General features: G+C 71.2%; 27 protein-coding genes. 3 read left to right on the top strand and 24 right to left on the bottom strand.

What is annotated here, in order from left to right:
- Positions 1-16: 16 nt before the first annotated feature.
- From ACH41F_RS34580 to ACH41F_RS34500, 17 genes are all read right to left on the bottom strand, one after another.
- Positions 17-1,306 carry a hypothetical protein gene (locus tag ACH41F_RS34580; RefSeq protein WP_391238065.1) on the bottom strand — a complete coding sequence of 430 codons (1,290 nt, stop codon included), beginning with the start codon at positions 1,304-1,306 and terminating at the stop codon, positions 17-19.
- 118 nt (positions 1,307-1,424) lie between these two features.
- Positions 1,425-2,882, bottom strand: a complete 1,458-nt coding sequence (locus ACH41F_RS34575; RefSeq protein WP_391238068.1) for a DUF2637 domain-containing protein — start codon at positions 2,880-2,882, stop codon at positions 1,425-1,427.
- A gap of 196 nt (positions 2,883-3,078) precedes the next feature.
- A complete protein-coding gene (locus ACH41F_RS34570; RefSeq protein WP_391238071.1) occupies positions 3,079-6,918 on the bottom strand; it encodes a LysM peptidoglycan-binding domain-containing protein in 3,840 nt (1,279 codons plus the stop codon).
- 5 nt (positions 6,919-6,923) lie between these two features.
- Positions 6,924-7,361 (bottom strand): hypothetical protein, encoded by a 438-nt coding sequence (locus ACH41F_RS34565; protein ID WP_391238074.1) that lies wholly within the window; start codon positions 7,359-7,361, stop codon positions 6,924-6,926.
- 12 nt (positions 7,362-7,373) lie between these two features.
- Complete coding sequence (locus ACH41F_RS34560) at positions 7,374-7,811, bottom strand: TadE/TadG family type IV pilus assembly protein (RefSeq protein WP_024126723.1); 438 nt, start codon at positions 7,809-7,811, stop codon at positions 7,374-7,376.
- Positions 7,808-8,230, bottom strand: coding sequence for a TadE/TadG family type IV pilus assembly protein (locus tag ACH41F_RS34555; protein WP_024126722.1), 423 nt, complete (start codon positions 8,228-8,230; stop codon positions 7,808-7,810). The genes ACH41F_RS34560 and ACH41F_RS34555 overlap by 4 nt, the downstream gene beginning before the upstream one ends.
- On the bottom strand, positions 8,227-8,424 hold the full coding sequence (locus ACH41F_RS34550) for a hypothetical protein (protein ID WP_024126721.1): 198 nt from the start codon (positions 8,422-8,424) through the stop codon (positions 8,227-8,229). Before ACH41F_RS34550 ends, ACH41F_RS34555 begins: the two co-directional genes overlap by 4 nt.
- 27 nt (positions 8,425-8,451) lie before the next feature.
- On the bottom strand, positions 8,452-9,351 hold the full coding sequence (locus ACH41F_RS34545; RefSeq protein ID WP_391238080.1) for a type II secretion system F family protein: 900 nt from the start codon (positions 9,349-9,351) through the stop codon (positions 8,452-8,454).
- Positions 9,348-10,277, bottom strand: a complete 930-nt coding sequence (locus ACH41F_RS34540) for a type II secretion system F family protein (protein ID WP_391238083.1) — start codon at positions 10,275-10,277, stop codon at positions 9,348-9,350. The genes ACH41F_RS34545 and ACH41F_RS34540 overlap by 4 nt, the downstream gene beginning before the upstream one ends.
- On the bottom strand, positions 10,274-11,839 hold the full coding sequence (locus tag ACH41F_RS34535) for an ATPase, T2SS/T4P/T4SS family (RefSeq protein ID WP_391238086.1): 1,566 nt from the start codon (positions 11,837-11,839) through the stop codon (positions 10,274-10,276). Before ACH41F_RS34535 ends, ACH41F_RS34540 begins: the two co-directional genes overlap by 4 nt.
- Positions 11,836-12,657 carry a hypothetical protein gene (locus tag ACH41F_RS34530; protein ID WP_024126717.1) on the bottom strand — a complete coding sequence of 274 codons (822 nt, stop codon included), beginning with the start codon at positions 12,655-12,657 and terminating at the stop codon, positions 11,836-11,838. The genes ACH41F_RS34535 and ACH41F_RS34530 overlap by 4 nt, the downstream gene beginning before the upstream one ends.
- Complete coding sequence (locus tag ACH41F_RS34525) at positions 12,657-13,343, bottom strand: flagella basal body P-ring formation protein FlgA (protein ID WP_062189818.1); 687 nt, start codon at positions 13,341-13,343, stop codon at positions 12,657-12,659. The genes ACH41F_RS34530 and ACH41F_RS34525 overlap by 1 nt, the downstream gene beginning before the upstream one ends.
- A 19-nt stretch (positions 13,344-13,362) precedes the next feature.
- A complete protein-coding gene (locus ACH41F_RS34520) occupies positions 13,363-14,265 on the bottom strand; it encodes an ATP/GTP-binding protein (protein WP_391238090.1) in 903 nt (300 codons plus the stop codon).
- A gap of 17 nt (positions 14,266-14,282) precedes the next feature.
- Complete coding sequence (locus ACH41F_RS34515) at positions 14,283-14,861, bottom strand: hypothetical protein (protein ID WP_062189820.1); 579 nt, start codon at positions 14,859-14,861, stop codon at positions 14,283-14,285.
- Between the two features lie 523 nt (positions 14,862-15,384).
- Positions 15,385-15,915: a hypothetical protein gene (locus tag ACH41F_RS34510; protein WP_024126712.1), complete on the bottom strand. Its 531-nt coding sequence runs from the start codon at positions 15,913-15,915 to the stop codon at positions 15,385-15,387.
- 309 nt (positions 15,916-16,224) lie between these two features.
- Positions 16,225-17,196, bottom strand: a complete 972-nt coding sequence (locus tag ACH41F_RS34505; protein WP_391238094.1) for an MBL fold metallo-hydrolase — start codon at positions 17,194-17,196, stop codon at positions 16,225-16,227.
- 68 nt (positions 17,197-17,264) lie between these two features.
- Positions 17,265-18,137 (bottom strand): helix-turn-helix domain-containing protein, encoded by an 873-nt coding sequence (locus ACH41F_RS34500; RefSeq protein WP_391238097.1) that lies wholly within the window; start codon positions 18,135-18,137, stop codon positions 17,265-17,267.
- 98 nt (positions 18,138-18,235) lie between these two features.
- Here ACH41F_RS34500 and ACH41F_RS34495 point away from each other — a divergent pair, with 98 nt between their 5' ends.
- From ACH41F_RS34495 to ACH41F_RS34485, 3 genes are all read left to right on the top strand, one after another.
- Entirely contained in the window at positions 18,236-19,105 is an 870-nt protein-coding gene (locus ACH41F_RS34495) for a helix-turn-helix domain-containing protein (protein WP_391238100.1), read from the top strand.
- A gap of 43 nt (positions 19,106-19,148) precedes the next feature.
- Positions 19,149-19,853: a 3-oxoacyl-ACP reductase FabG gene (locus ACH41F_RS34490; RefSeq protein ID WP_391238103.1), complete on the top strand. Its 705-nt coding sequence runs from the start codon at positions 19,149-19,151 to the stop codon at positions 19,851-19,853.
- Between the two features lie 283 nt (positions 19,854-20,136).
- The gene (locus tag ACH41F_RS34485; protein ID WP_391238106.1) at positions 20,137-21,381 is read left to right on the top strand and encodes a hypothetical protein; all 1,245 of its coding nucleotides are present in this window, start codon (positions 20,137-20,139) and stop codon (positions 21,379-21,381) included.
- A 107-nt stretch (positions 21,382-21,488) separates the two neighbouring features.
- On the opposite strand, the gene ACH41F_RS34480 is transcribed toward ACH41F_RS34485, so the two are convergent.
- The 7 genes from ACH41F_RS34480 to ACH41F_RS34450 form a co-directional block, all read right to left on the bottom strand.
- Positions 21,489-21,863 (bottom strand): hypothetical protein, encoded by a 375-nt coding sequence (locus tag ACH41F_RS34480; RefSeq protein WP_205383886.1) that lies wholly within the window; start codon positions 21,861-21,863, stop codon positions 21,489-21,491.
- On the bottom strand, positions 21,856-22,761 hold the full coding sequence (locus tag ACH41F_RS34475; RefSeq protein WP_391238110.1) for a hypothetical protein: 906 nt from the start codon (positions 22,759-22,761) through the stop codon (positions 21,856-21,858). The genes ACH41F_RS34480 and ACH41F_RS34475 overlap by 8 nt, the downstream gene beginning before the upstream one ends.
- 89 nt (positions 22,762-22,850) lie before the next feature.
- Positions 22,851-22,988 carry a hypothetical protein gene (locus tag ACH41F_RS34470; protein ID WP_234315795.1) on the bottom strand — a complete coding sequence of 46 codons (138 nt, stop codon included), beginning with the start codon at positions 22,986-22,988 and terminating at the stop codon, positions 22,851-22,853.
- 102 nt (positions 22,989-23,090) lie between these two features.
- Positions 23,091-24,071 carry a hypothetical protein gene (locus ACH41F_RS34465; protein ID WP_391238113.1) on the bottom strand — a complete coding sequence of 327 codons (981 nt, stop codon included), beginning with the start codon at positions 24,069-24,071 and terminating at the stop codon, positions 23,091-23,093.
- Positions 24,072-24,197: 126 nt separating this feature from the next.
- Complete coding sequence (locus ACH41F_RS34460) at positions 24,198-24,554, bottom strand: hypothetical protein (RefSeq protein ID WP_391238116.1); 357 nt, start codon at positions 24,552-24,554, stop codon at positions 24,198-24,200.
- A 168-nt stretch (positions 24,555-24,722) separates the two neighbouring features.
- Positions 24,723-25,172, bottom strand: a complete 450-nt coding sequence (locus tag ACH41F_RS34455; RefSeq protein WP_031062098.1) for a hypothetical protein — start codon at positions 25,170-25,172, stop codon at positions 24,723-24,725.
- A gap of 113 nt (positions 25,173-25,285) precedes the next feature.
- On the bottom strand, positions 25,286-25,675 hold the full coding sequence (locus ACH41F_RS34450) for a hypothetical protein (protein ID WP_031062100.1): 390 nt from the start codon (positions 25,673-25,675) through the stop codon (positions 25,286-25,288).
- Positions 25,676-25,711 lie beyond the last annotated feature (36 nt).

The raw sequence follows: 25,711 nt of genomic DNA, 5'->3' as shown, positions 1-25,711 counted from the left end.
GATCCCACGGGCCGGGTCAGCACCCGTACTCGTCGAGCACCGCCCGGGTCGCCCGGTCGAGCGGGCGCAGCGGGTGCGTGCTGCCGTCCTCGGCCGGCCCCAGGCGCAGCCTCGTCCCGCCGGTCACCGGCGTGACGGTCAGCACGCCGTCGTCGACCATGGCCTGGACGGCATCGTGCCGGTAGGGGCTGGCGGCGAGGCATCCGTTCGCGTACTGCCGGTCGTAGCGGTCGTACGGGCCGGCGAAGTAGTAATCGGCGACGGGACCTTGGCCCTGCCACACCGTGAAGGCGATCACCGCCGCGACGATCCCGGGGAACAGGGCCTGGGGTCCCGGCGGGGTGATCAGCTTCGGTCCGTGCCGGTAGATCAGGGCTGTCCCGGTGCAGGCGATGAGGCCGGCCGCCAGGAACAGCAGCGTGTAGTGGGACAGCAGGTCGGCGCGCTGCCCGAAGGTGAGCGGGAGTCCGGTGCACGCGAGCACCAGCCAGCCGAGCCCGGCCAGTGTCGCGCCCTGGTAGCCGTTGAGCTTGGCCGGCCACTTCGCACGGTCCGGCACCAGCTGCTGCTCGCGTCCCACCCAGCGGCCGGCACCGCGAAGTCGTCCCGACTCCGGCGCTACGCCGTCCGCCCGGTGCGCGACGAGGAGAGCGAGAACCGCGTCGCCGAAGGCGAGGGCCCTGGCGTGCACGGCTGACCGGTCGCTGCTCAGCTGGGTGAACTCGGCCTCCCGGCCGGGCTGGATCCGCGTACCCGTGGCCCCGCCGCGAGGAAAGGCACGGTTGAGGGGATGCCCCGGGTCGGGAAACCCGGGCAGTGTGGGCGCCGTCCGCCCACCGACGAGCAGACTCGCGTCCGGGCTGCCCGTCCGGTCAGGGATGTACGACTCGTACAGCCGGTTCACCTGCCGCTCGCCGCGGAGGCTGGCCTGCAGTGCCTCGGCCTGGTCGATGACGGCGGCCAGCAGAGGGTCGGACGGGGCGCTGCGCATCTGTACGAGGGCGGCGTTCCGGGGGATGGCCCGCCACACCCCGCCGCGCCGGTCCAACACCTGGTCCTTCCACACATCGCGCAGGCACGGCCAGACGCGGGCGACCGGCAGCCGCCGGGGCGGACGCCGGTCGGTGAGGTGCGCGCGCAGCAGTGTGCTCGCGCTGCGTAGATAGTCGGTCTCGGCAACGTTGGAGATCGCGGCGGCGGTCGTGCGCTGCCCGCTGGGAACGTCCTGCACGCGCTGGGCGGCGGCCCGGGCCGCGTCGCCCTGGGCGCTCAGCTCGGCGATCGCCCGGTGCCAGCGGCTGCTCACCAGCCGCCCCCCTTCCGTACCCGGTGTGGTGTCGCCCCTGAGGCTACCCGCACGGTCGCACAGGGCATTCTCCCCGGCTCGGGGGCGTGCCGGCCGGGGAGTTGGGGGAGCTGGACGTTCAGGCGGCTACCGGTTGGTGGGACCAGTTCAGGTCGACGTGGGTGGCACCCTCGCGGACGACGATGGGGCCGTGCTCCTTCTCCAGCCGACGGTATTCGTTGCCGCCGGAGTTGGGGTTCTTGTACCCGGCCCACTTGCCCAGGTCGGCCTGCGACAGGGCCACGCCGGCGGCTTGGTGGGCGACGTAGATCCGCTCGGCCCGCTGCCGCTGGGTGAGGTTCTTTGGCAGCACTGAAAGGTCGATGTCGATGCTCAGCCGCTCCCGAGTTTCTTCGTCTTCCTCGTCGTGCGGCGGAGTGTCGTGCTCGGGGTCGGGCTCCTCGCCCTCGGGCTCCTCCTCTTCTGCATCCTCGTCACCGGGGGCGCCGCCGCCCGGTACGGGCTCCTCGTCGGGCTGACCGGTGGGCGAGGCCGTCGCGTTGGGCGCGGCAGGTTCTTCCTCAGGTTCGGGGTCCTGCTCTGCTTCCGGTTCGGGAACGGCCGCAGGGCGCGGCTCGACCGCCACGGCCGGCACCGGGGCCTCCTGCGTGGCCGCCTCCTCTTCCTGCGGCGTGATGGCCGGCGCGGACGCCGAGGCAGCGGGTGGGGCCACTGCGGCCACCGGAGCCTCTTCGGCCTTCCCGACGGCGATCTTCGGGGCGCTGGCCAGCGCGTTGACCGGCACCGCGCCGACTGCGGCGGTGTCCACGATGGCGGCCGAGTCGGCGCGCTCCACGGTCACCTCGGCCGCGGCGGCGACCGGTCGGGGGCGCTGGGAGCCGATCACGCGGACGTTGTCGACGGTCGCCAGGAGCTCGGTCCGCCACGCCTTCCACATCTTGACCGGCGCGCCGATCGGCCAGGGCAGCCACAGCAGCAGGCTGTAGGCCCGCTCGCTGTCGGCCTTGCGGCGCTTCTGCCGGCCCATGATGACCTGCTCGATCTTGTACAGCAGCATCTCGAGCAGGATCGCGTACACCAGCGGCGGGACCACCGCGAGGAACGCACTGCCGGCTCCCGACCCGGGGGCGTGGAGCAGGTTCATCGCCGCCGAGGCCGACACGAAGGCGAGCAGAAGGATCCGCGTGATCGCTGAGGACCGCAGCGTCAGGGCCTCGAAGAAGCGGATGAGGGAGAGGCTGAGGGCACCGGCGTCCAGGAGCAGCGCGAAGCCGGTTGCCGCGTCCCAGTCGCCGCCATTGTGCGCGTGGGCGTACTCGCGCTGCGCCCCGAAGGAGAGCCAGGCAGCGATACCGGCGAGCACGAACATCATCAGGCAGCCGATACCGAGCGCTATCACGGCGAGGCGGCGCTGCCAGGCGTTGCGGCGCTGGAGGGCGAGCGCGGCGCGCTCCTCGGTGGTGGCGTTCTGCTCCGCGGCCCTGCGGCGGCTGCCCAGCAGCAGGGCGACGGCTGTCGCGGTCCCGATCCCGGCCACGGCAAGACCCGCGGACAGCGCCCACTGGAAGGTGGTCATCGGCGGCCCCCTTCCCTGGAGCGTGCCGCGGGGATGGCGGGCCCGGCGGGCGGGACGGCGGCGTGCTGCCGACGGCGGCTCATGTGCGCGGTCTCCTTCGTCGGATGGTCGGCCGAAGAGGCCCCTCGCTCTCTACAGGTGTGATCGAGCGGTGCGGTGTGACACCGGAGGTCGGTGAATTTCGAGCGGGTCGTGGTCATGAGGCCGCAGACCCCAAAGTGGGCTTGTTCCTCTCGCCCTTGAGGAGCGTGCGCAGCAGGCCACGGGTCTCGGGCGATGAGTCGACGCCCTCCTCGGCGTTGATCCGGGCCAGTTGGGCGGCGGCGCGCTCCAGGCCCTCGCGGTCGCCCATCTCGTGACAGATCGTGAAGAGGTCCCGGTAGAGCAACTCGCTCTGGGAGTCCACGAGCATGCCCTTGGTGACAGCTTGGGCTGCCGCCCGGTAGTCGCGGACCTGGCGGCGGCGTTCGGCGAGCTCGTGGGCGACGTCGACGATCGCGCTGATCATCTCCTGGATATCGGCCTCCGCCCAGGCGTACTTGGAGGGGTCGATGTCCGCGAAGGGCCGGCCGCGCACGAGAGCCAGGGCGTGGGCGAGGGCGACGTCGGCGTCCTGCCCGTCGTGGTGCATGCCCTGCTGGTACAGCTCTTTGAAGCGGTCCCAGTCGGAGGTGACGGCGGGGCCGAGCCGGTAGATGCCGTCGGTGACCGCGGGAAGATAGGCGCTGCGGGGGTCGTCGGCGGGGACGTGAGGGTTGGGGCCGAGCCAGGAACGTAGCCGCGACATCGCGGTGTTGCGGGTGCTGGAGGTCTTGCGCAGCCCGGGCCAGATCGCGTTGTCGAGGTCCTGGCGGCCCAGGCCCGGGTGCAGCACGAGCCAGGCGGCGATCTCCATAAGGTGGTTGCGCCGGTTGCTGCCCACCCGGCCCTGCGCGCCGGCCAGTGTCACCGGGCCGAGGACCTGGATCTGGGGGTCTTCGGGCTCGGCCGGCGGGGTGGCCAGCGCGGCCAGCACGGTGGAGGTCGCGGCGCTGGGACGGGGGATGATCCGCGCTTCGGCCGCTGTCGCGGATGTCGTGGTCTCGCCGAGCGCGGCCGCGGTCAGGCCGGACGCGTCCTCGTCCTGGTCGCCGGTCATGGCCGAGTCCCCTTCCTGCGTCTCCTCCTCGTCCGGGCCGTCGCCGAGCGCGTCGGCGGACAGACCAGAGCCGACCTCTTCTTCGTCGGGCTGAAGCGGCGAGTCGTCATCGCGCTCGCCGAGCACTTCGTCGAGGACCTTTTCGAAGTCCTGCTTCGGTTCGGCGGTGTCCCACACCTCGGCACCCAGCGCGGACGCCTCCTCGGGGTCTTCTTCCTCAGCGGGCTCGGGCGTCTCCCAGCCGGTGGGCTCGCCAGCGGAGTTGCTGTCGGTGTCGTCGTCGACCGGCTCGTCGAGGGCGGGGGAGCCCGCGACCGCGGGGGAGAGGGCGCTGCCGTCCTCCTCCTGCCAGTCGTCGCCGCTGCCGGTCAGGGCGTCGTCGGGCGTCCGAGCGGCGGAGAAGCCGGTGAAGCTCGGCACAGCGGTCGCCAGGCCGCTGCCCTGGGCGGCGACCGCGGTCACCGCGGGAACGGCAGAGGTCTCCGGAGCGAGCGCGGAGCCCTCGCCGACGGTGAAGGCGGGGCGGGGACCATTGGAATCGGCCGGGCCGGTGTGACCGGTCCACGCCGGCGGGGGGACGTCGTCGGTGCGGCTGGAGGTGGCGATCAGTTGGACGAGCCGGTCGTAGGAGTCGGCGTCCAGGTGCTGGAGCTTGACCGCGAGGTCCAGGTCGGGCAGTTCGACGAGGGTGCCGGGCTGGGCGGGCAGGGTCCAGGCGCCGGGCAGGTCGAGTTCGCCGCCTGCGGCGGTCACGACCGCGACCGAGGTGCGGGGCCGGGAGGCGAGGAGGTCCTCGAGTTCGGCGGCCGCCGCGCCGGTGGGCGGGGCGGTGGCGATGAGGATGCGGGGGATCCAGGTGTCGCCGCCGTCCTCGACCAGCCGGGCGGCCCGCAGGTGGTCGTGGCCGCCGTCGGTCAGTGCCTGGCGCTGGAAGGCGTCGTGCGCCTGGAGGTCGCTGGTGGCCGGGCCGAGATCAGCGTGGTGCTCGATCTGGTCGGGGTAGAGGTGGTGCAGGTCGCTTCCGGCGCCGGCGAGGAGGACCTGGGTGTCGGGCGCCAGCTGGGACGAGGCGAGTTCGACGGCGAGGGCGAGCATGACCGCGCGAACGTCGGCCGGGCTGCCGGCCAGACGCAGCAGGCCGATGGCCTCCAGGTTGACCAGGACCGCGTCGCCGTCCTCAGTCTCGCCGAGACTGACCAGGGCGGGGTAGGGCACCGTGATGTCGGCGGCCTCGTCTTCGTTGAGGAGGGCCGCGTCGCGGGCGGGGCACACCCACACCGTCGGGTTGTCCTCATGCTCGGTGAACGGCGCGACGGGCGGGGTGACGGCGGCCAGGTGGAGCTCGATGCCGCGCGCGGTGATGCGCATCGCCTCGACCTCGGGCAGAGGCCGGCCGTTCTGGCGGCAGTTCGCGGCCAGGGTACGCAGGGCGCGGTCGGCGAGCGCGGTGCCGGTGATGTCGGACGCCACGCGCAGCTGCTTCTCGAAGTCGGCGGTCGCACCGGAGGGCATCGGGATGCGCCGCTTGGGGCGCCGTCGGCGCTGCTGGTGCGCCCGTCGGGTCGCGACGACCGCGAGGACGGCCGCGGCCAGGATGCTCCCCGCCGCGGCGATCGTCCGCACGCTCGTGTCGGCGCTGTCGGCGGCCTCCGCCGTGTCGTGCGCCTCGGGCGCCTGGGTGGGCGTGCCGTGCTGCTCCCGCTCGCGGTCGGGCGCCGGGCTCTGCGCGGCCGGCGGCTCGCTCGGGGTGTCGGGGCGGGCGGTCGGCTGCCCGCCGTCCTGCTGGTCCTTGTCCGCGCCCTGGCCGCCGGGGGCCTGGTCGCTCTTCTCCCCCTTGTCAGCGCCCGGGCCCGAATCGTCCTGGGCGGGTGGCTGCGTCTGCTCGGCGTCGGGCCGCTCCTCGGCCTTGTCCTGGTCGGCGGGCTGTTCCTGTGGCGGCTGCGCCTCGTCCGGCTTCGAGTCGCTCCGGTCGCTGCCGGCTGCGGTGGGGATCTGCAGCTTCCAGCCGGGATAGATCTCGTCGGGGTCGTCGAGGGCGCGCCCGTCGTCCTGCTTGACGCCCTTGTTCGCCTCGACGATCCGGGGGTAGGCGTCGGCGTTGCCGAGCTCGTCCTCGGCGATGCCGGACAGTGTCTCGCCAACGCGGACGGTGTGGGTCTGGGCTGCGGCTTTGGAGCCGGCGGTCTGTGCCCGGGCTCCGTCCTGGTCGGCTGCCGGGTCGGGGGAGGCGTCGGCGGGCAGGCGCAGGGTCCAGCCGGGTTGCAGAACGGTGGTGTCGGCGGTGACGAGGGAGCCGTCCGCCTGGCGTACGCCTTCGTTGGCGTCGATGATCCGGTGCCACTCGATGCCGGCGCCCAGGCGCTTTTCCGCGATGTCCCAGAGGGTGTCGCCGTCCTGGACGTGGTGAACGGGGCCGTCCCAGGCCGCAGAAGTAGAGGACGCCGCTTGGGCTGCAGTGGCCGTCGCGGAGTGGGCGTCGGCGGTCACACTGGCCGTGGCCACGGTGGCGGGGGCTGCGCTGGCGGGGCTAGCCATCGCGGTGCTGGTCGGCAGCAGGACGAGGATGCCGCCGACGAGGGCGCCGGCGAGCTGCTGGGATCCGCCCAGCATGCGGATCCGGGGGGCCCGGACGTTGCGCAGCGCGGCGCCCGTCTCCAGGACGACCGAGACCACGAAGCTCAGCCAGCCGTACCAGCCGATGAGGGTGATGGCGCCCAGGAACAGCTGGCCGGAGTCGGGGCTGGTGAGCGCGGTGGTGATCTCGTCGAAGCCGGGGACGTGGTCGGGCAGGACCCCGATGCCGAGCAGGACGGCGGGCACGCCCGCCAGGAGCACGACTAGGGTCACCAGGGCGAAGAGCGCACGGACCAGGGTGGCGGCAGCACTGCGGTTTCTCATGATCGTCACCCCTTGTATACGAGGTCGGCGCTGCCGTGGCCGGTGACGGACCCGCTGGCCCCGCTGAGGAACACGGCGCGGTACGACTCGGTCACGGTCACCTCCAGGGACCCGCCGTCCTCGCTCACCCTCACCGTGCCGCTGACCCCCGCGTGGCTGAGGTAGGTCCGTGCCGCGGCGACGGCCGCGTTGCGGTCGACGGTGATGCCCTCGCCGGCGATCGCCTTGCCCGCATCGACGGCCTGGCCGCCGGCTCGGGCTGCCTCGTGCGCGACGCCTTCGGCGTGGGTGAGCGCTCGCAGCCTGCCGGCGCCGTCGTAGACGAGCGCGGCCACGGCGAAGAGCGCCACGATGGTCACGAGGGCGAACACGCTCATCGCACCCCGGTCGTTGCGCAGGGCACGACGGATCCGTTGGGTGAGGGCGAAGCGGGCGGGTGGCATGCGGTGGTCCTGTCAGCCGCGCTGGCGGTAGGAGTCGATTGACGAGGTAAAGCTGCTGGTCAGAGTCTTGGATCCGGGCAGTCCGGGCAATCCGATATCCGAGAGGTTCACCACGCAGGTCACGGTGGCGGTGGTCGTGGCGGGCTCACCGATCGGCGCGGCGAACCCGCCGGTGGAGACGGATATCGAGGTGGACGTGCACTGCAGTCCCTGCTGGCTGAGCACGCTGCGCGCCATTTCCGAGCCGGCGGAGCTGGCGGCACCGCCGGTGCGTTCCAGCGAGGCTGCGCGCGCTGCGTTGCGGGCCGCGGTGTCGACGGCGTTGTCGGCGGATCCGATCCGGCCGAACGCGATGACCAGCAGCAGCACCAGAATGAGGACGGGGAAGAGGATGACCGCTTCCAGCGACAGCGCGCCGCGGTCGTCGCGGAGTCGTTCGGCGATGGTCACCGTGCCTCCGTGATGCGCTCGGCGGCCGCGTCGGCGTGCTGGTCGATCTTGAGTTTCAGGCCGGGGATCATGGTGTCGACGTAGCCGGTGACGCGGATGGTCACCGTGGCTCCCTTGCTCCCGCTGACGGACGTGCCGGAGATGCTGCTGCCGGCCCTGGAGAGGAATTCCCGGGCCTCGGCGGTGCCGGTCCCTGCGGACGCTCCTCGTACTCGGGCGGACTCAACTCCCAGCTGCGCGGCGGACATCGCCACATTGCGTGCGTGCCACCACAGGCCGACGTGGACGACCAGCAGGATGATCAGCAGCACGACAGGGAAGACGATGAGCATTTCCAGGGACACGGCTCCGCGGTCCCGCACGTCGCGCTCGGCGAGCGCGCGGGACCAACGGCGCAGAGTCCGGCGAAGGCGGATCACTTGATCTCGTTGGCCTTCTCGTTGACCTTGGTGAGGATGACAGCAGCGGCGATCGCGGCGACGACGACGAGGCCCGCGACGATCATCATCGTCTCGATGGAGACGGAGCCTCGGTCGTCGCGGACGTTGCGCAGCCGCTCGATCCGGGCGCTGAAGAAGGTCTTCAGAAAGGTGAAGTTGGGGTCGTTGCCCATCGTGGATTTCCTTGTCTCTTCAGGGAGTTAGCTGGCCATGATCCGCGCGATCGCGGGATAGCCGATGTATACGGTCATGATCAGGACGAGCATCGCGACGGGCATCACCATTTTTTCGGAGGCCATGTTGGCCTGTGCCTTCGCTTTGGTTACCAGGGCGCCGGAGAGCGACTTGGCCTGCGCGCCGAGGGTGTCACCGACGGCTGCGCCCTCCTCACCGGCGATCGCGATGATGTCGGCCGGCGCGCCGAGTTCGGGGACGTCGAGTTCGAGGGAGAGACGCTTGAGGCCCTCCCACGGGCTGATGCCTTCGAGCTCGGAGCGGGTGATGGTGTCCCGGATCTTCGCGAAGACCCAGCCCTCGCCGACTTCCGCGGCCCGTTTCAGGGCCTGGGTGGGGGCGGCGTCCGCGGCGCGTTCGAGCTGGACGAGGCGCAGGTAGGCCTTGACGGCGTACCGGAAGTCGTCCTTGGCTTCCACGGCCTGCTGCTTGAGCTGCAGGTCCGGCAGGAGCCAGAAGACGATCGCGAGGCCGAGGCCCGCCATCGCCGGGATCGCCACGGGGAAGGGGTAGCCGGCCAGGTTGGCCAGCCCCACCGCCAGCACGGGCAGCAGCAGCCCGTACAGCGCGAGGGCGATCTTGCGTCCCAGGTGCGCGGCGGGAGACCGGCCCACGAGCTCCAACTGCTGGCGGGGCAGGCGCAGGGTGCCTTCCCCGACCGTCCGGAGCAGGAGGGCGCCGGCCTTCTCCATGAGGGAGTTGGGCTGGCTGTCGCGGTTGCGGTCGAGGTTCTCGAGCCGGGTGGCATCCATGCGGGACAGCACGTCGCCGAGGTCTGGCCGGCCGGGCAGGATGCCGCGGGCGGCGATGACCAGGCCGAGTCCGGTGACGGCGCCGCCGACAATGGCATAGGGGGAGAAGATCACGGCGCCTCCTTGGCGATCTGGCCGCCGGAGCGGTCGGCCGGCGACAGGAACCGGGGCGCCGGTTCGAGGATCGCCATGCGTCGCATCCAGATCTTGACCAGGACGAAGGCGACGGCGACGAAGGCCAGGACGAGGTGCCCGGCAACGGTGTCGTAGGGCTCGACGTAGGCGCCGGAGAACGCGGTGATTCCGAAGATCGCCAGGCAGAAGATGGTCACCCAGCGGTCGTTGGTGCGGGGCTTTTGCCGGTCGGCCTCGACCTCGCGCCGTGAGAGCACTTCATGCTGGAGGGCCTCGGCAAGTTCACGCAGCGCCTTGCTCAGCCCGCTGCCCCGGTCCTCGACGTGCAGGATCAGCAGGGCGGCGACCTCGTCGACCATCGCGTCGTTCAGCTCGTCGGCGAACGCGCGGTAGGCGTCCTGGGGCACCCATCCGGCCTGCTGGCGCGAGACGAGGAGGCGGACCTCCTCGCGGATGGCGCCCGGGACGGTCTCCAGGCTGCGCTGGATGGTGGCCTCCAGGCTGACGCCGACGGTGTGGATGTCCGACATGCGCCGCATCCACTCCTCGATCGCCTCCAGCTTGTCGATCTGTGCCCTGCCGGAACCGGAGGTGTTGAGCAGCCAGGGCAGGCCGATGACGACGGCGACGGTGACCAGGCCGCCCATCAGCCAGCCGGTGAACAGCCACACGCCAAGGCCCGCCACCGCAGAGCCGACCAGGCGTGTCTGGCCCCGGGCCCACCAGGAGGTGGGGGTTCGGGCGTCCTTGACGAAGACTGCCCGGATCTTGCGCTCCAGACGGCTGCGGCGGCGCACCGTCGTCGAGGGTGCCCAGCCGACGCCGCCGGCGACCGCCAGGGCGAGTCCGCCGACGGCGGCGAGACCGCCGAGCGCGGCGAGCAGGGATTCGAGGGTGAGCGTCACAGCGGCACCACCGTTTCCAGCGGCGCGCCCCAGCTGCCCCACGGCCGCTGCAGGACGGTGCGGTCCAGCCCGGCCCGGACGAGGTCTTCCAGGCAGCTCTGGGAGATGTTCCCGTGGGGCACGGCCCTGGGCTCACGGCGCCCGTCCTGCTCGCGGGGAGCGAAGACCATCTGGTGGGAGGGGCGGCCGCCCTCGCCGATGCCGGTGATCTCCATGACGTGGCTGACGAACCGGTGCTTGCGCCCCGGCCTGCCGTCATGGCCGACGAGCTCGGTCTCGTCGACCAGCCGTACGTAGACGACGAAGTCGACGGCCTGGGCGATGAGCCGGTAGGCCAGGGCTTCGGTCATGCCGATTCCGGCCTCCAGGCACAGGGTGGCCAAGCGCTCGATCGACAGCTGGGGGCTGCGGGCGTGCAGGGTGGCCATCGACCCGCCCTCGCCCTCGTTCATCGCGTGCAGCATCGGCACGACCTCTTTGGAGCGGACCTCGCCGACGATCACGCGCCGCAGCGACATACGCAGGAGCTGCGGGAAGAGGTCGGACAGGTTCAGCTCGCCCTGGAGCTTGCCGTCCGGGCCGCGCTCACCGTTGGACTCGCGTCCTTCGTAGGCGACGACCTCCGGGCCCTCGGGGTCCTCGTGGAGATGGAGCTCGTACTCCGACTCCAGCGTGCCCACGCGCTCGGTGCTCGGGATCTCCCGGGCCATGGCGCGCAGCAGGGACGTTTTGCCCACGCCCTGGGAGCCGACCACGATGATGTTCTTGCGGCCCTTGACCGCGGCGGTCAGGAAGTGCGCGAGCGAGGCGTCGATCGTGCCCCAGCGCACCAGGTCGTTCAGGCCCTGGCCGCGGGTGCGGTGGCGCCGGATGACGATGCTTGGCCGCGGTGTGACGTATGCCGAGGCCGCCAGGCGCGATCCGTCGGCCAGCCGGAGGTTCAGGTTCGGCGTGGCCGGCGTCAGCGCCCTTTCGCCCTGCCCCTGCATGCGCGCCAGGTGGTTGATGAGGTTGATCAGGTCGCGGTCGGTCTTCGCGATCGGGTCCCAGGTGCGGGTCGGACGGTCGGCGTAGTCGACGCGCACCTTGTCGCCGTAGATGATGATGTTCTCGACGTTCGGGTCGTCCAGGAGAGGCTGGAGACGGCCGGCGCGGAACAGCTCATCGAAGACCGCCTCGCGTACGGCACGCTCCTGCTGGGGCGTCAGGTCCGAGCCGCTGGCCGCGTACTTCGTCGCCCATTCCGAGACGACCTGCCTGATGATCGACTGTCCGCGCTGCCGGCGGTCCTGCTCGGTCATGGAGGCGTCGGCACCGGCGGCCTCGCCGATCTTCATGCTGGCCTGTGAACGCAGCTCGGCGAGAACCTCGTGACCGACCGGAAGCGCGGTCGGCGCCGCGGTGTCGGGGACCCGGACGAGGCCCTGGGGGATGCCGGCCGGAGAAACCTGCGCAGGGAAGGGGCGAAGAACCGGCGCGTCCTGCGTGGGGCTCTCCTGGAGCGCCTGGGCGAAGAGGGCGGTGTAGTCGGGGGCTGGGGTCTCCGGCCTGGTGTCGGTCATGATGCCCTCCCGGTGACCACCTGCATTCCTGCCGGCCGCAGCTGCACGCGCCGCCTGGTCACCAGCTCATTGATCGTTTGGTGGGCCGTGCGCGCGGACCGCAGAAGGGTGCGCGGCATCTTCTTGTAGGCCCCGTGCGTGAAGACGTCGGCGGTGTCGGGATCCCACGCGAGCATGCCGACGACCGGCGCCTGCAAGTGCTGCTGCACCTGGCTGGAGTTGAAGGACCCCTCCTCGATCAGCAGCAGCCCGAGCGCGTCGGAGCCCGTGCCGTGGTGGGCCAGTTCCTCCCTCAGGACCCGGATGGCGGGCGCGGCAGCCGCGATCGAGGCCTGAGTGGTGCGGACCACCATGAGGACGGCGTCGGCGCGGTGCAGCAGCGGCGTCGGGTAGCGGGTGGTGGACAGCCGGGTCTCGGACTCGGTGAGGATGCGGCCCGCGTCGATGATCACGTCGTGGCCGGTCTGGTCCATCACGCCGAGCAGCCGGGAGATGGGGTCCCAGGTGCGGTTGAGGGATGCGGCCTGCGTGGGGTCGGTCAGTCCGGGCAGGAGCATGCGCTGGCCGGTGTTGTCGCGGTCCAGGCTGACGAAGTGATGGGAGAACTCCCGTGCGAGGGTGCCCTGTCGGTCCGCGGCCGCCAGGCGGTGCAGTCCGGTGGCTGCGCTGCCTTCTCCGCCCAGGTAGCCGGCCCGGATCGTGCCGCCGGCGGGGTCGGCCTCGACCAGCAGGGAGGGCTTCGGCGACGAGAGGGCGAGCGCGAGCGCCGAGCAGGTGACGCCGCTGGACTTTCCCGATACCAGTGCGATGACCGCCATCAGCTCGTCGCCTTCAGGACGATGGCCACGTCACCGCTCGCTGCCCAGGCGGCGAGTGACGTGCTGTTCACCTCGGGCGCGGCAACGTCGACGACCACGGCGCCGTTGGCGTCGGGCGCGCCGACGCGGGACACGACGGCAGGAAGACTGTCCGGGGTGGAGCCGGCCTTGCTGGAGGAGGCTGAGGCGCTGCCGTCCTGCGGGGTGTGGACGATGGTGACCGCATCACCGGTGCGCAGCTTCTGGATGGGCAACTGGCCGGGCTTGGCGAGGATGCCCACCACCGACTTGCCCTTGGTCACGCTGGATCCGTCGCTCACCGAGTCCTCGGTGACCAGCACGCCGGCCGGCAGGTCGGATACGGCCTGCTTGCCGATGATGTCGGAGGCGTGGGAAGCGGGCAGCGAGCGCAGCTCGGTGCCGTGGGATATCTCGGTGGCCACCAGGTCCGACGCCTTGATGCTCTCGCCCGCCGCAATGGGGTGCCGGGTGGCAACGACCGAGACCTTGTCACCGGCTTCGTCGACCAGCCACACCGACACCAGGGCGCCCACGGCGGCGAGCGCCAGGCCGGCGCCGACGACCACCGGGCGTCGGCGCCGGCGTGGGGCGTCGTTGGTGATCGGCAGCAGCACAGGCGCGGAGCCCGGCTCGGAGGGTGCCGTCGGCTGCTTGGTTCGCGGCATTGTGATGGTCTTCCTTGCGCTAGTTGACAACCTGCAGCTCGCCGACGCGCGCTGTGGTGTTGGACGTACGGATCTCGTCGGGCAGCGTCCCGCTGGCACCGTTCGACGCCTGCCAGGTGACTTCCCAGGAGCTGGTCGCGGTGACGGTGAACTTCCCGCCCGGCTGGCCGGCGGAGACCTTGGTGTAGCGGTAGCCGCAGTCCGGCGAGGACTTGTCCCCGTAGGCCTTGGAGTACTTCGTGCCCGCGGTCGTGCACGTGACCGAGCCGCCGTCTCCCATGGAGTAGGTGATCTTGGTGACGCGCGCCGTGGCTGTCACCGACAGTCCCGGGACGGCGGCCGTCGCGCTGTTGGGACCCCAGGTGGTGTCGCTCTTGTTGTTCCACAGCCAGACGGGCATGCCGACGAGACCAGGGGCGTCCGGACCGGGCGAGCTGCCGATGTTCGCACCCAGCAGAGTCATCTTGTCCCGGGCCTGACGCGCCAGCACTTCGGGGTCGGGGAGGAGACCGGCGGGCGGTTCCGTCAGCCAGACGATGCCGCCGACGTCGTTGACGATGCAGTCCCTCATGTAGAAGGCGCCGGGACCCGTGGTGTCTGCCCCGTTCATGTCGGTGTGGCCCGGGCCGGACGGCGGCTGGGGATCCATGAGCTCGTAGAAGCAGCGGTCGGCCGGGTTGTACCCGGGCGCGCAGGGGATCTCGGTGTCGTCGACGAGCTTGCACATCCCGTTGCCGCTCCCGCCTCCGTCGCCCCCGCCGCTTCCTCCGCCGGTGCCGCCGCCTCCGCCTCCGCCTCCACCGGGCTTGCCGGGTGTTCCGACGTCGACGCACACGTCCACGTCGGAGCAGTGGCCGGCGCCGTTGCCCGCGTACGCGAGGCCGGCCGGCGTCAGGGCGGTCAGTACCGCAAGGACGCCCACTGTGCGGGCAGAAAGGATCAGCAGCCCTTTGTGCGATCGGCTGTGATCTTCGTGACGAACCATGTGTCGCCCTCCAGCGTGGCTTGGGACGTGACGGGGTACTTCAGGCGCTGCTCGGCGAGCTTGAGCTCCTTGCCGGAGTCCTTGTAGACGGGCTTCCAGCTGGTCGCGTCGAAGCAGTCGGTGACCGTTGCGGTCTTGCCCTTGGTGTTCACGGCGGTGACCTGAGGCTTCATCTCCGGACGGCCGGTGAACTTGATGCCCATCGACTCGTTGCGCAGGACCGACTTCTTGAGGTCGGTGGCGGCATCGCCCCTGGCGTACTTGGCCAGTTCCTCGGTGTGCAGATCTCCGTCCGCGGCCATCTTGATCTGGATCTCGCGCATGTTCGTGTACGCGGCGAGGACCTTGTCCTTCGCTGCCTGGTCCGGATCGTTGGACGGCGTCGAGGAGGCAGTGGCCGAGGGCGAGGAGGCCGTCTTCTTCTTGGGTGTGTCGGAGCCGCAGCCAGCCAGAGCGCCGGCTGCAACGGTGCACGTGAGGACGGCACCTGCGAGTCGCAGGACGTGGGTGCGGTGGTGGGTGGTCGAAGCCATCGGCAGATCCCCTTCAGGAGTCGGGTACGGGCGCTGACGCGCGCTCAGGGCGGACAAAACGCGGCGAGGTGAGTCCTCTACCGCGCTTCGCCGGCTCTGGAGATGCACGCCAGGCCAGGACCCGGCGAGCCTACGGCCACGGCGCAGGGCCAGTGCCTGGCTCCCAGCCGCGGCAGGGGCGTCGCGCCGTGGGTGAGCCACGGATGACGAGGTGCCAGCGTGTGAACAGGGCCGCTTCGCACCGAAGCCTGGATGGTCGACTCGGTCATCCACCCGGTTCCCGACCGGAGGTCGGCCGGTCGTAGCAGTGATGCGGACCCGGATGGCACGAGTCCAGCTTGTAGATGTCGCAACGCGATTTCCCCCTCGCGGTCACGGACGCCGCGTCTCCCACAACGTGATCAGTCCGAGCCTGATTCTGGCCAGAAAGATCAAGTGCAGCCAGGCCCCGTTTTTTCCGGTAGCAGCACTTCCGGTATATGCCTCTGGCGCGGGCGATTTGGAAACGCTGTGGCCAAGGACTTCACGGCTTGATCAGCAAGGCTGGCCCCGTGGCCCGCAGAGCATTCCGGGCAGCCTCCTGGTCGCCGCCGGTAATGGCGTTAAGTCGACGTTTTACGAACGGGGTGGAGGGGTGGTTCTTGCCGTAAACCGACTGCAGCAGCGTCAGCAGGGCCGTTCCGGTCCGGACGGCGTCGTGCGCGTCGGTGACGGTGAGCCAGGAGGCCGCACCGTTGCGGGCCTGCCGCCGGATTTGGTGGTGTGTGGCATCCAGAAGGCGCTGCCAGGCCGCTGCGGTGTACACCGAGACGTCGGTGGCCATGGCCGGGTATCCGGCGATCTGAGCGCAGAAGGCGACGAGCTCGAGGGCATGGAGCGTGTAGTTGTGCAGGGGGCCGTGGCTCTCGGCGAGCTCGTCGCTGATGGTCCGGGCGGCCGCCAGGGCCTCTTCGCGGCGGCCGGCGCGGAGGGTGTGGCGGAGGTCCTCGATGCGGTGGCCGAGGAACTCGGGGACGGCGGCGGGGACCGGCAAGACAATGGCTGCGCGGCTCATGAACTCTCCCTGGAGCGAGGCGGCTTCGAGTGCCGCCGCCGGGGGGCCGGCGGCGGCATCCGGAATCGAGTGCAGCAACGGCGTGCTGCTCGACCGCGCACGTCAACGGGCGTGGGAGGGCCCTCGGTGCCTGAGCGGCGCTCCCCCGTGCTTACACGGCGCGCCGACGTCGGTAGTTGACTGCTTGGGCGAGCTCGGGGGCAAGCCCCCGAGCTACGCGGGCGGTTCCTATTTCAATGATCGGAACGGAGTGGCCGCGCTGTTTCACCAGCCGGAATTCGCGCCGTGCACGGCTGCCAGGTGAAGAGTTCAGGGTGCGAGAGGGCCGGTCGACGAGCGGTCCCAGGCAATGCGTGCCGCGTTGTCCATCAGCTTCAGCAGGTCCGGGGCGGTGGTGTCCTGGTCGAGGTGGCGGTACTCCGTGCTGAGGGTGATGGCGAGCCGCTCGGGCAGGCCGAGGCCGGCGTAGCGGTCTTCCTTGATCAGGATGCGTGCGGCATCGACGGCCGTCCGGCCCTGGCCGTGCATCACATACGCCTGGTCCGCGAGGTCGTCGAGGTAGGAGATGTAGCCCCGGAGGTCGTCGGGGGTCATGAGCGGTCCGTGGCCGGGGACGATCCACTCGGGGTCGAGGTCCAGGATCTGTGCGCAGGCGGCGGCGACGCGCTCCAGTGGGCCGGCCCAGTGCGAGGGGTGGTCCCCCGCGAAGACGATGTCGCCCGCGAAGACAACGCGCCGCTCGGGCAGGTGGACGATGAGGTCGCCGACGGTGTGGGCCGGGCCGACTTCGAGCAGCTCCGCGGCTATCTCGCCGACTTCGAGGTCATGGCGTCCGGTGAACGTCGTGGTCGGCGGGAGAACCTCAATGCCCGCGAAGTCGAACTTGCCGAAATGCTCCCGGAAGTACCAGCCGAGGGGCTGGCCGGGGTCCGTGTCATGGATGAGGGTTTGCAGCTGTTCCGGTCTCGGCTCCAGGCACTGGTGCTCGAGGGCGGCGTGGGTGGCGTAGACGTCGGCGCCGGGAAGCTGCTGAAGGCCCCAGGTGTGGTCGCCGTTGGCGTGGGTGACGGCGACCCGGTCCAGCGGGACGTCCGGGCCTGCGGCTGAGCGGACCGCGGTGAGGAAGGCGTCGGTCAGGGCGGGTGTGTAGGGCGTGTCGATGACGAGGGCCTGGCCCTTGGAGACGACGAGACCGCAGTTGGCCAGGCCCCATGTTGCCTCGTGGCCGGGCTGCCAGGCGAAGACGCCGGGCGCGATCTGCTTCAGGTCAGTGGATGCCATGGGCATGCATTGTGCGTGCCGCGGCCGCCCGGAGGAAATCTCTCCGCCGAAGCGGCCGCGCGGCAGCGTCAGATGTGGGGCACGAATGGCAGGAGGAAGAACCGGGCGCCCGGGCTACCGAACGGCTGGGCGGCGCACATGGTGACGGTGCCCAGCTGGGACGGCGCATGCCGGTCGCAGCACCGGGTGCGGTGGTCCTCGGTGCCGCGCGGGGTCACGTAGCCGGCGTGCCGCATCGGCCGCGCGTCGCCGTCCGGGTGGATGTACGCGAGGCTGTGGTCTCGGTAGATCGGCCCCGCCACCGGGTCGTCGTTGACCTCCTTGTCGAGCTGCCGGAGATCCGCGTTGTCGGGGTGCGCGGCGACCGCCGTGCGCAGCTGGGCTGCGACCTGCGGTGCCCAGCGCGTGTCCCAGTCGACCAGGTGGTGCTCGCGCGCGTCCTCGCGCAGCAGCATCCACCGGATCAGGTTGCGTTCAGGCAGCTTGGGGGATCTTCCCTCAGGCTGGGGGAACATGAGCTTGAAGTCGTCGTTGGCGGCCAGCACGTTCCAGGCCACGTCGTTGATGTAACAGGGCTGTCCCGACACGCCGTTGACAGCCACCTGCCACGCCGGATCCACGTTCGTCCCAGCCATCGGGTCCATGGGGAACGGCGGCTCGTAGCCGATCGCGTAGACGTAGAGCGCGGTCCGCTCGCGCTCTTCCATGTTGAGCACCTTGGCCACGTTGTCGAGGAACTCGGTGCTCGGCTGGGACGTGTTCCCTCGCTCGAACTCGGCGTAGGTCTTCTCCGTGACGAACAGCGCCTGGGCAACCTGCGCCTGAGACAGTCCCCGTGAGCGCCGGCCCCGGCCAGTGCGCTTGGGCCAGCCGAGCTCGACCGGGTCTATCTCTCCGCGCTTCCATTGCAGCAGCTGCTGCAACGCCTCCTTCTGATTCAACTTTGCACCCTTCCCCGTGTTGCCGTCCCCGTGTCGACCCCGCGATATACCGGAAGCGCTCGCTCCTGAAATTCGAGGACCGGAAAATTCAGAGCCTGGTGAGCGGGATCTTGGCCGGGAAGAATCGCGCACTGGATCGAACCCGCGTTGTGGGAGACGCGAAGGTCCTCGACAACCGCGAGGGGGAGTTCGCGTTGCTGCATCCCGTTGCCACCCCGTCCGACCGCACGGGCGGTGCCGTGGCACGCACCATGGCGGTGCTCGGCGCGCTGATCCGTCTCGGACCGGGTGAACACCCTCTGGCTTCGGTCGCCGAGTCCGCGGGGCTTCCCGCGCCGACCACTCACCGGTATCTGCAGGCCTTGATGCGGGAGGGCGCCGTCGAACAGCGCGGGCCGCGTGCTCGCTACGCGCTGACTGACGCGCTGCACGGTCCCCCCTCATCGACACCCGCCCAGCCCCTCCAGGCCGGCCCGCCCTCTCCCGCGGTGAGGGCAGAGATCGTCACACTACAGTCGAGAACTGGTCAGGCCGCATTTGTTTACCGACCGCATCTGATCGGCACTCCGATGAGAATCTGCGCGGAACGGGCATACGGGTCACACGTTGATGAGATCCTTACATCACCTCAGATCGCTTTGCGATCTCTTGAATCAGCACCTCTGGAGGCCGACGCGGCCGGACTGGCGATCCTCGCCTGCCTCGGCTCCGTCAGCGACCACAAGATCGACATTGCCCACGTCCGTGAGGAAGGTCACGCCATCGGGCCGTCCCCGCTCCAGGGGCGAACCATGATCGCCGCGCCCATCTGGTACGGCTCGGCCGTCGCCGGCTCGGTCGCACTGCTGGCCAAGGACGCGCCCATGCGGCGCGCCGCCACCCGCGCCCGGTACGTAACTGCCGTGATGGACACCGCCGCGGCGATGAGCGGACACCTCACCCGTTCCGGCACGCGCCGGGCCAGCTGATTGACTGCAAACCCCCACGAGCACCACAGAAAGGCGCCACCCCGTGTCCCGTTCAGTCCTGATCACCGGCGGCAACCGCGGCATAGGCCTCGCCATCGCCCGTCACCTCGCCGAGGCCGGCGACCGCGTCGCCATCACCTACCGCTCGGGCGAACCCCCCGAGGGCCTGCTCGCCGTCCGCTGCGACATCACCGACACCGCCCAGGTCGACGCCGCATTCAAGGAGGTCGAGGCGCAGCACGGCCCCGTCGAGGTCCTCGTCGCGAACGCCGGCATCACCAAGGACCAGCTCCTGATGCGCATGAGCGAGGACGACTTCACCTCCGTCCTCGACACCAACCTCACCGGCGCCTTCCGCGTCACCAAGCGCGCCTCGCGCGGCATGCTCCGCGCGAAGAAGGGCCGCGTGGTGTACATCTCCTCCGCCGTCGCCCTGCGCGGCGAGAGCGGCCAGGCCAACTACGCCGCCTCCAAGGCCGGCCTCGTCGGCTTCGCCCGCTCCATGGCCCGCGAACTCGGCTCCCGCGGCATCACGTTCAACGTGGTCGCCCCCGGCCTCACCGAGACGTCCATGAGCGAGGCGCTGAGCGACGAGCAGCTCGAGAATCTCAAGACCCAGATCCCCCTCGGCCGCCTCGCCCGCCCCGAGGAGATCGCCGCCACCGTCGCCTTCCTCGCCTCCGAGCAGGCCGCCTACATCACCGGCGCCGTGGTGCCCGTCGACGGCGGCGCCGGCATGGGCCACTGACCACCGTGACCGCCCGCCACGCTGGAGTCCGATGAGCACATGATCTGACAGTGGGCAGTCCCCCGTGGGCTGCCCCGCGGCAGCAAGACCTTGGTGTGTCCAGCACCTCGGCCCGCCCGCCGCATCTCTGCCACCACCCGGCGAGTGTCCAGCTCGCCTGGTGAAGAACCCGGTCCGCAGACCGGGCAACACCGCCCCTGCCAGGGCGGATCACTTGGTTCCGGAAGAACCGCCCCACCGAAGAGGGGCTCACGCATGCCCGAAAGGAGGGCGTGCCCTGCCCATGATGCAGCATGCCCGCGCGCCGGTCCACGCCGCCGCCGCTCCACCGCGCCTTCCGCACGGACAACACCGAATATCCACAAACAACCGATACATCCTGGTCCGCGACCACGCCGACCAGGAAATCGGCACCACCGCGTCCCGCCGCACCCGGCGCGGCGACTTTCTGCGCGCCGCCACCTGGGCCATCACCCAGCGCCTGCACCCCAAAGCCGGCAACACCACACTGCGCGTCGCCCGCGACCTCGCCGCCCGCCTGAACGCCGACGGGCACGTCGCCTACTGCCGCGACACAACGTACAAGCGCCTCGGCATCAGCCGGCGCACCTTGGAGCGGCACATCGCCGTCCTGCGCGAACTCGGCCTCCTCGTCTGGGCCGTCCACGGAAGCCGGACCAACACCCGACCCGCCGGAAGCGGCGAATGGGCCGGCACCGCCACCATCTACGCCGCCGTCGTCCCGCGCGCCTGGGACGACGCCCTCGGCCACCGCGTGCGCGGCCACGGCTATCACGCCCGCCACGTCGGATTCACCGAACACGGACGCCAGTTGGCCATCACCGAAGCCCGCCGCCGCACCCGCCCCTCCCGCCGCCGTGACACCCCTTCCTGTAAGACCAACCACCCACGTCCTACAGCTGAGATGAGAGGGAAGAAGAACAACACCAGCGCGCCCCACGGCGCGAGGCCACGGCCCCGCCGCCGACACGCAGTGCCCGAGCCATACCGAGCCAGCCCAAGCCAGGCCGCACACGCCGTCTCCGTCGCCGCCTGGATACGCCCCCGGGTGCCATGGACCCAGGGCGAGGGACTGCGCCGCCTCGCCTTCGCCCTGCGGCCCTGGATCGCTACCGGCCTCTCCGCCGCCGACCTCGCCGCCGACCTGTCGGTCTGGCGCGTGCCCAGGCGGCCAGCCTCCCCGGCCAGCATGATCATGGCTCGCTGGAGCGAGACCACCGGCCACGACGAGCCCGCTGCCGACCCCTGCCGCGGCGAGGACACGCCTTGCGGGGTCCCGCCCAACGCGGCCTTTCGGGAGGCCATGGACGCAGTCCGCGCCCGCCTCACCAGGCTGTCGCCGCCCGTCGAACCGGAGCCCGAACCGCCCGGCTTCGTCATCCGCGACCGAATTCTCGCCTCGCTCGCCGAGGCGGACCGGGCCCGCCGCACGCGCACCGCCGAGCAGTGCCTCACCTTCGCCGAGTGGGAGGCCGTCTGCGACGCCAGGGAACGAGCCCCCTGGTGACCCCGCGCCGACCCAGGCCACGCACGTACGGCACGCACCAGGCCACGGCGCCGACGAGGAACCCGACCGCGAAGCTCTCGAACCGGAACACGGCGCCCCCTGCCCGTTCAGGACCCCGCCGCCGGGGCGGCATCGGGCACGGACTCCTCGACGGTCTCCCCCTGCGCCGCGCCCTCGGCGCCGCGCCGGCGCGTACGGAAGACTGCCCGCACCGACCGGAACAGGGCACGGACCAGCCGCCACAGACCGATCGCGCCGCAGCCGACCGCTGCGCCGCTGGCGCCCAGACGCGCAAAGGTCTCCAGCCAGCCGGGCCAATGCAGGTAGCCCAGCGTCAGCGACGTGCCGATCAGGCTCAGGCTGAGCACCATCAGGACGCTGCTGTGACCGATCACCCCCCAGGTACGCCTCAGTTCGGCGTAGGCCTCCGGGTTTGCCTCCCGCCACGGGACGCGCCGGTCGGTCCGCTCGTGCTCACTCATCGCTCTCTCCGCTCCTTGCAGACTGAGTTCGGTCGTCGTGAGCCCCGCCCAGGACCTCCCGGGCATGGAGCAGTCCCTCTCCCAGCTCCTCCAGTTCCAGCCGTGCGTCGTCCAGCAGTTGCCGGGGCAGCAGCCCTTCGGGCAGCGCGGGCCTGACTGGCACTACGGCCACGCGGTCGTCGCGGATCGCCGACTCCACCGCTTCCTCCCGCCGTCCGACCTCGACGGCCTGGTCGACCAGGAGCGCGAGCGACTGCGCGTATCCGAGGAGAAGGTCGCGGGCTTCCACGTTGTCCGCCGCCAGCGGCACGAGACCGGCCGCGTCCCACACCAGCCGCGGCAGCACCGCCGCCGCGCGCGCCAGCTCGTAGCGCCCGCTGCGCTCGGCGAGCATGCGCAGGCGCTGCTCGTCGGCCAGCAGCCGGTAGAAGACCGCCGCGTACGCCTTGCTCGTTTCGACGACGCGCACGCGGCGCCGGGTGCAGCGCTGGACGGCCGCGGGCACACCGGCGGCCGCGGCCATGCCGGCCGCGCCAGCCGCCAGGAGACCGGTGGCCGCCGGCAGCAGGGAGGTCGCCGGACCCAGAGCGGCGAAGGCAGTCACGGTGAACAGCGCGGTCCGGCCTACCGGGAGGGGGCGGGGAAGCTCGAGGCCTCCCAGCGTCCAGATGTACTGGGGCGGGCGGCGTCCCCATACGCTCCGGCACACCCAACGCCCCAGCCGGTGCTGCTCCGGGTCGAAGAAGCCCGCCTCGCGCAGCACACCCGCGGGGTGCGGCCCGAAGATGTCCCAGCGCAGCCACCCATCCCGGGTCCGCTCCCGTATCAGCAGCAGCGCCTCCATGGCGCCCCGAGCAGCGGCGGGGGTCGAGGCCCGGATGGCCAGCTCGGCGCGCACGGAGTGATGGAGCCGGGCGGCTTCCTGGACGGTGTGGGTCCACCGATCCCGGTCTGCATCGAAGGGCTGAGGCTGTGCGGCGGCCGGCCTCATCGCTGGCCCGCCGCAGCCGGGGCGTGAGCGGGTGCCGCGTTTGCGGTGGAGCCGGGGACGGTGAGCGGGCCGCAGGCGGAGGCGGCGGGCGCACCGGCGAGCACGAGACCGGCGGCCAGGAGGCGAGGGGCCATGTGAGGAAGTCCTGTTCGGGTCGGAGAAGGCACCGTTCACCTGCTACAGGTGCGGCCGAGGCCGCCGGTGTGACACTCCGCCCGAACTTTTTGTGGGCTCCTTCAGCCGAGCGTGCCCTCGAAGGTGACCTTGGAGCCGCCCGCGTCGATGGCCTCGACCGTCACCGGGCCGCCGGCGGCTGTCTCGGGGACGCGGAAGGAGACGGTCTGTGTGGCGGTGCGGTACGGGGCGATCGCGGCGTCGCGGTACCCGTACACCGGACGGACGGTGGCGGCCAGGTGCAGCTCCTGGCCGGTCAGGATCCGCAGGGTGGTGCCCAGGCCGGCCATCGGGTCGCCGGAGCGGTTGACCACGCTCAGCTCCAGGCTCCCGGTGTGCGAGGCACCTTCGCCGCTCACCGTCACCTTGCCCACGCGGACCTGGCCGTTCCACTGCCCCAGCGGCGTGACCGACTGCCCGGCCGGCGCACCCTGCGGCGCCTGCGGGTCCGGGGAGGCGGCGGTACCGCCTGGCAAGGTGCCTTCGAAGAACAGCAGTTCAGGCTCGGCCAGCCCTTCCTCGGTCGCCTCCACGGTCACCGTGACCGGCAGGCCCGGGGCCTGGTCGGGAAGCACCAGCTTCACATCCCTGTCGACGGAGCCGTTGGGGCGCACCTGCTGCGGCTCGTCCGTGGAAGAGGACGCGCTGCTGTCGGTGGCCTCGGCAGCGGTGCGGCCGAGAGCTCCGTAGCGGGCGGTGACGGCGGTCTGCGGCGCGGTCGCGACCTGGGCGCGCTGGTTGGCCACGGTCACCCGCGCCGTGTACGCGCTTGAGCCGGCCGGCACACCGGGCACGGCCCCGGCCGGCTGCCGCTCGAAGCCCTGCAGCGTCACCGTCCACGCCCCGTCGCCGACCGGCAGCGGCGTTCCGGGCTTCACGATGCCGTCCGGCAGCACTGTGGAGGGCGAGGGCCGTGCCGCGGGGGTGCTGCTCGTCGTCTGCCCGTCGGCCTTGGGCTTGCTGTCGGAGTCGGCGCAGCCGGAGATCAGGACCGTGCCGGCCAGGATCACGGTCGGAAGGACGTGGCGCAGGCGCGCGGGCATGGTTCCCCCTTGTCAGGTACCGGATCTCGGTCGAGGGGATCATGCCAAAACGCGTCCGGCCGGGGCCGGACGCGCTGGTGAAGGGTGTTGGTTTCCGGCCGCCCGCTCTCTGCGGAGAGCGGAAGGTCACAGGGTGATGGGGATGGGGACCAGGAAGTACTCGGTGTCGCCTACGCGGACGCGCAGCGGGTGCCCGGGCGGGAGGGTGAACAGCCGATGATGGACGGTCGCCGGGGAGTTGTGCTCGGACAGCGCGGGCTCCAGGGCGGTACGGACGGCGGCGCGGGAGGTATCGGACAGCGGGTTGCGCTCGGCGATCTCCGCGCAGTGGTCGAGCTGGGCGTCGGTCAGGTCGGGACCGAGGCCCTGGCGGAGGGCCTCGACGGCGACGGCCGGGGCCAGGACCGCCCGGTTGTGGTCGCGGCAGATGTGGCCGGGCGTGCCGTGGGGCTGGAAATGCCGGGCGGTACCGATGGAAGTCATGGGGATTCCTTGGGGAAGAGATTGTGGCTGTGCTCGCGGGTCGTCAGGTCTCGGCGATGGTCAGGGCGGGCGTCGGGGGCATCGGGGACTTCCGCTCTCACCTGGAGCGGGCGGCGGTCTGTGCCGACGACGAAGAAGAGGAGTGACGGGAGCCCTCGCACCCCGGGGCTACGCGTAGTAGCTCGCCATGATCCACTCGGGCTTGCTGGCGCGGGTCCGTAGTTCCAGCACGGACAACGCCCGCTTCAGGGCCTCGTCGTGCTGGGATGCGGCGCTCATCGACGCGGGGTCGAGCGTGAGGGGCCCGCTTTTGGGCTGGTGGACGACGGCCGCCAGGATGTGTCCGTCTTCTTCCCACCCGATCGAGTACGTCCGAAGGAGCAGCGACCCCAGGCCGTTAGCGGCCAGTCGCTCCTCCGCGGCGGCAGCGAAGTAGTCGGGGTGGTTCTCCTCGCGCATGTCCTCTGTCTCCCACGGCACGCGCGGCATCAGAAAGGATGAGCCGTCGACGTCGTCGGTGTACCGGACCAGCTCGTTCGTCAGGCCCTCCCAGTTGTCGGCCGGGCCTCCCAGGCGGTACCCGTACATCAGGGCTTCGTGATTCTCGATGGCGCCCATGGCGTTCTCCTCGGTTCGTGCCAGTGGTGGTTGGCCGGCGCTCTCGGGTCCGTCGAGGCGGCCGGTTGGGGCGCCGCCCCGGGGGGAGTGAGCCGGGGCGGGCGCGGGCCGGGTCAGTGCAAGATGAGCGGGATGACCAGGACGCCGACGTGGGGCAGGCTCATCTCGGCCAGCAGCCGGGCCGTCCTGCCGCTGGCGCTGCTCGGGTCTGTGGAGTCCAGGCGCATGGCGCCCCGGTGGGGGCCGCGCGCGGGGTAGAGGTGCACCGTGCTCTGCGGTGCGTTGCGCTCGAAGACGCTGATGGTGGCGTAGTCGAACCCTCCGAGGTTCGGGTACCGCTCGGCGACAGCCACAGACAGGGCGGCGATGAGCTCGGGGCTCGGCGAGGCGACTGAGAGGGGGAGCGGGGGGCGGCGCGGACGGATGCGCAGAGCAAGGGCGCGTATCAGGACACTGAGGACGCCGAGGCCGAAGCCGATGGCGAGGGAGACTGGCTGGATCAAGGTGGTTTCTCCGTGTTGGTTGCGAAGGGGCCGGTG

Origin of the sequence: Streptomyces sp. NPDC020489 (assembly GCF_044386545.1) — a bacterium.
Lineage (GTDB): Bacteria > Actinomycetota > Actinomycetes > Streptomycetales > Streptomycetaceae > Streptomyces.
The sequence above is the reverse complement of the archived record's forward strand: the minus strand, read 5'-3'. Positions and strand labels throughout refer to the sequence as shown.

Coding starts and splice junctions, on each gene's coding strand:
- ACH41F_RS34575 (WP_391238068.1), bottom strand. CDS start 2,882: ATGACCACCTTCCAGTGGGCGCTGTCCGCGGGTCTTGCCGTGGCCGGG.
- ACH41F_RS34570 (WP_391238071.1), bottom strand. CDS start 6,918: ATGAGAAACCGCAGTGCTGCCGCCACCCTGGTCCGTGCGCTCTTCGCC.
- ACH41F_RS34565 (WP_391238074.1), bottom strand. CDS start 7,361: ATGCCACCCGCCCGCTTCGCCCTCACCCAACGGATCCGTCGTGCCCTG.
- ACH41F_RS34550 (WP_024126721.1), bottom strand. CDS start 8,424: ATGGGCAACGACCCCAACTTCACCTTTCTGAAGACCTTCTTCAGCGCC.
- ACH41F_RS34535 (WP_391238086.1), bottom strand. CDS start 11,839: ATGACCGACACCAGGCCGGAGACCCCAGCCCCCGACTACACCGCCCTC.
- ACH41F_RS34530 (WP_024126717.1), bottom strand. CDS start 12,657: ATGGCGGTCATCGCACTGGTATCGGGAAAGTCCAGCGGCGTCACCTGC.
- ACH41F_RS34525 (WP_062189818.1), bottom strand. CDS start 13,343: ATGCCGCGAACCAAGCAGCCGACGGCACCCTCCGAGCCGGGCTCCGCG.
- ACH41F_RS34515 (WP_062189820.1), bottom strand. CDS start 14,861: ATGGCTTCGACCACCCACCACCGCACCCACGTCCTGCGACTCGCAGGT.
- ACH41F_RS34510 (WP_024126712.1), bottom strand. CDS start 15,915: ATGAGCCGCGCAGCCATTGTCTTGCCGGTCCCCGCCGCCGTCCCCGAG.
- ACH41F_RS34505 (WP_391238094.1), bottom strand. CDS start 17,196: ATGGCATCCACTGACCTGAAGCAGATCGCGCCCGGCGTCTTCGCCTGG.
- ACH41F_RS34485 (WP_391238106.1), top strand. CDS start 20,137: ATGATGCAGCATGCCCGCGCGCCGGTCCACGCCGCCGCCGCTCCACCG.
- ACH41F_RS34480 (WP_205383886.1), bottom strand. CDS start 21,863: ATGAGTGAGCACGAGCGGACCGACCGGCGCGTCCCGTGGCGGGAGGCA.
- ACH41F_RS34470 (WP_234315795.1), bottom strand. CDS start 22,988: ATGGCCCCTCGCCTCCTGGCCGCCGGTCTCGTGCTCGCCGGTGCGCCC.
- ACH41F_RS34465 (WP_391238113.1), bottom strand. CDS start 24,071: ATGCCCGCGCGCCTGCGCCACGTCCTTCCGACCGTGATCCTGGCCGGC.
- ACH41F_RS34460 (WP_391238116.1), bottom strand. CDS start 24,554: ATGACTTCCATCGGTACCGCCCGGCATTTCCAGCCCCACGGCACGCCC.
- ACH41F_RS34455 (WP_031062098.1), bottom strand. CDS start 25,172: ATGGGCGCCATCGAGAATCACGAAGCCCTGATGTACGGGTACCGCCTG.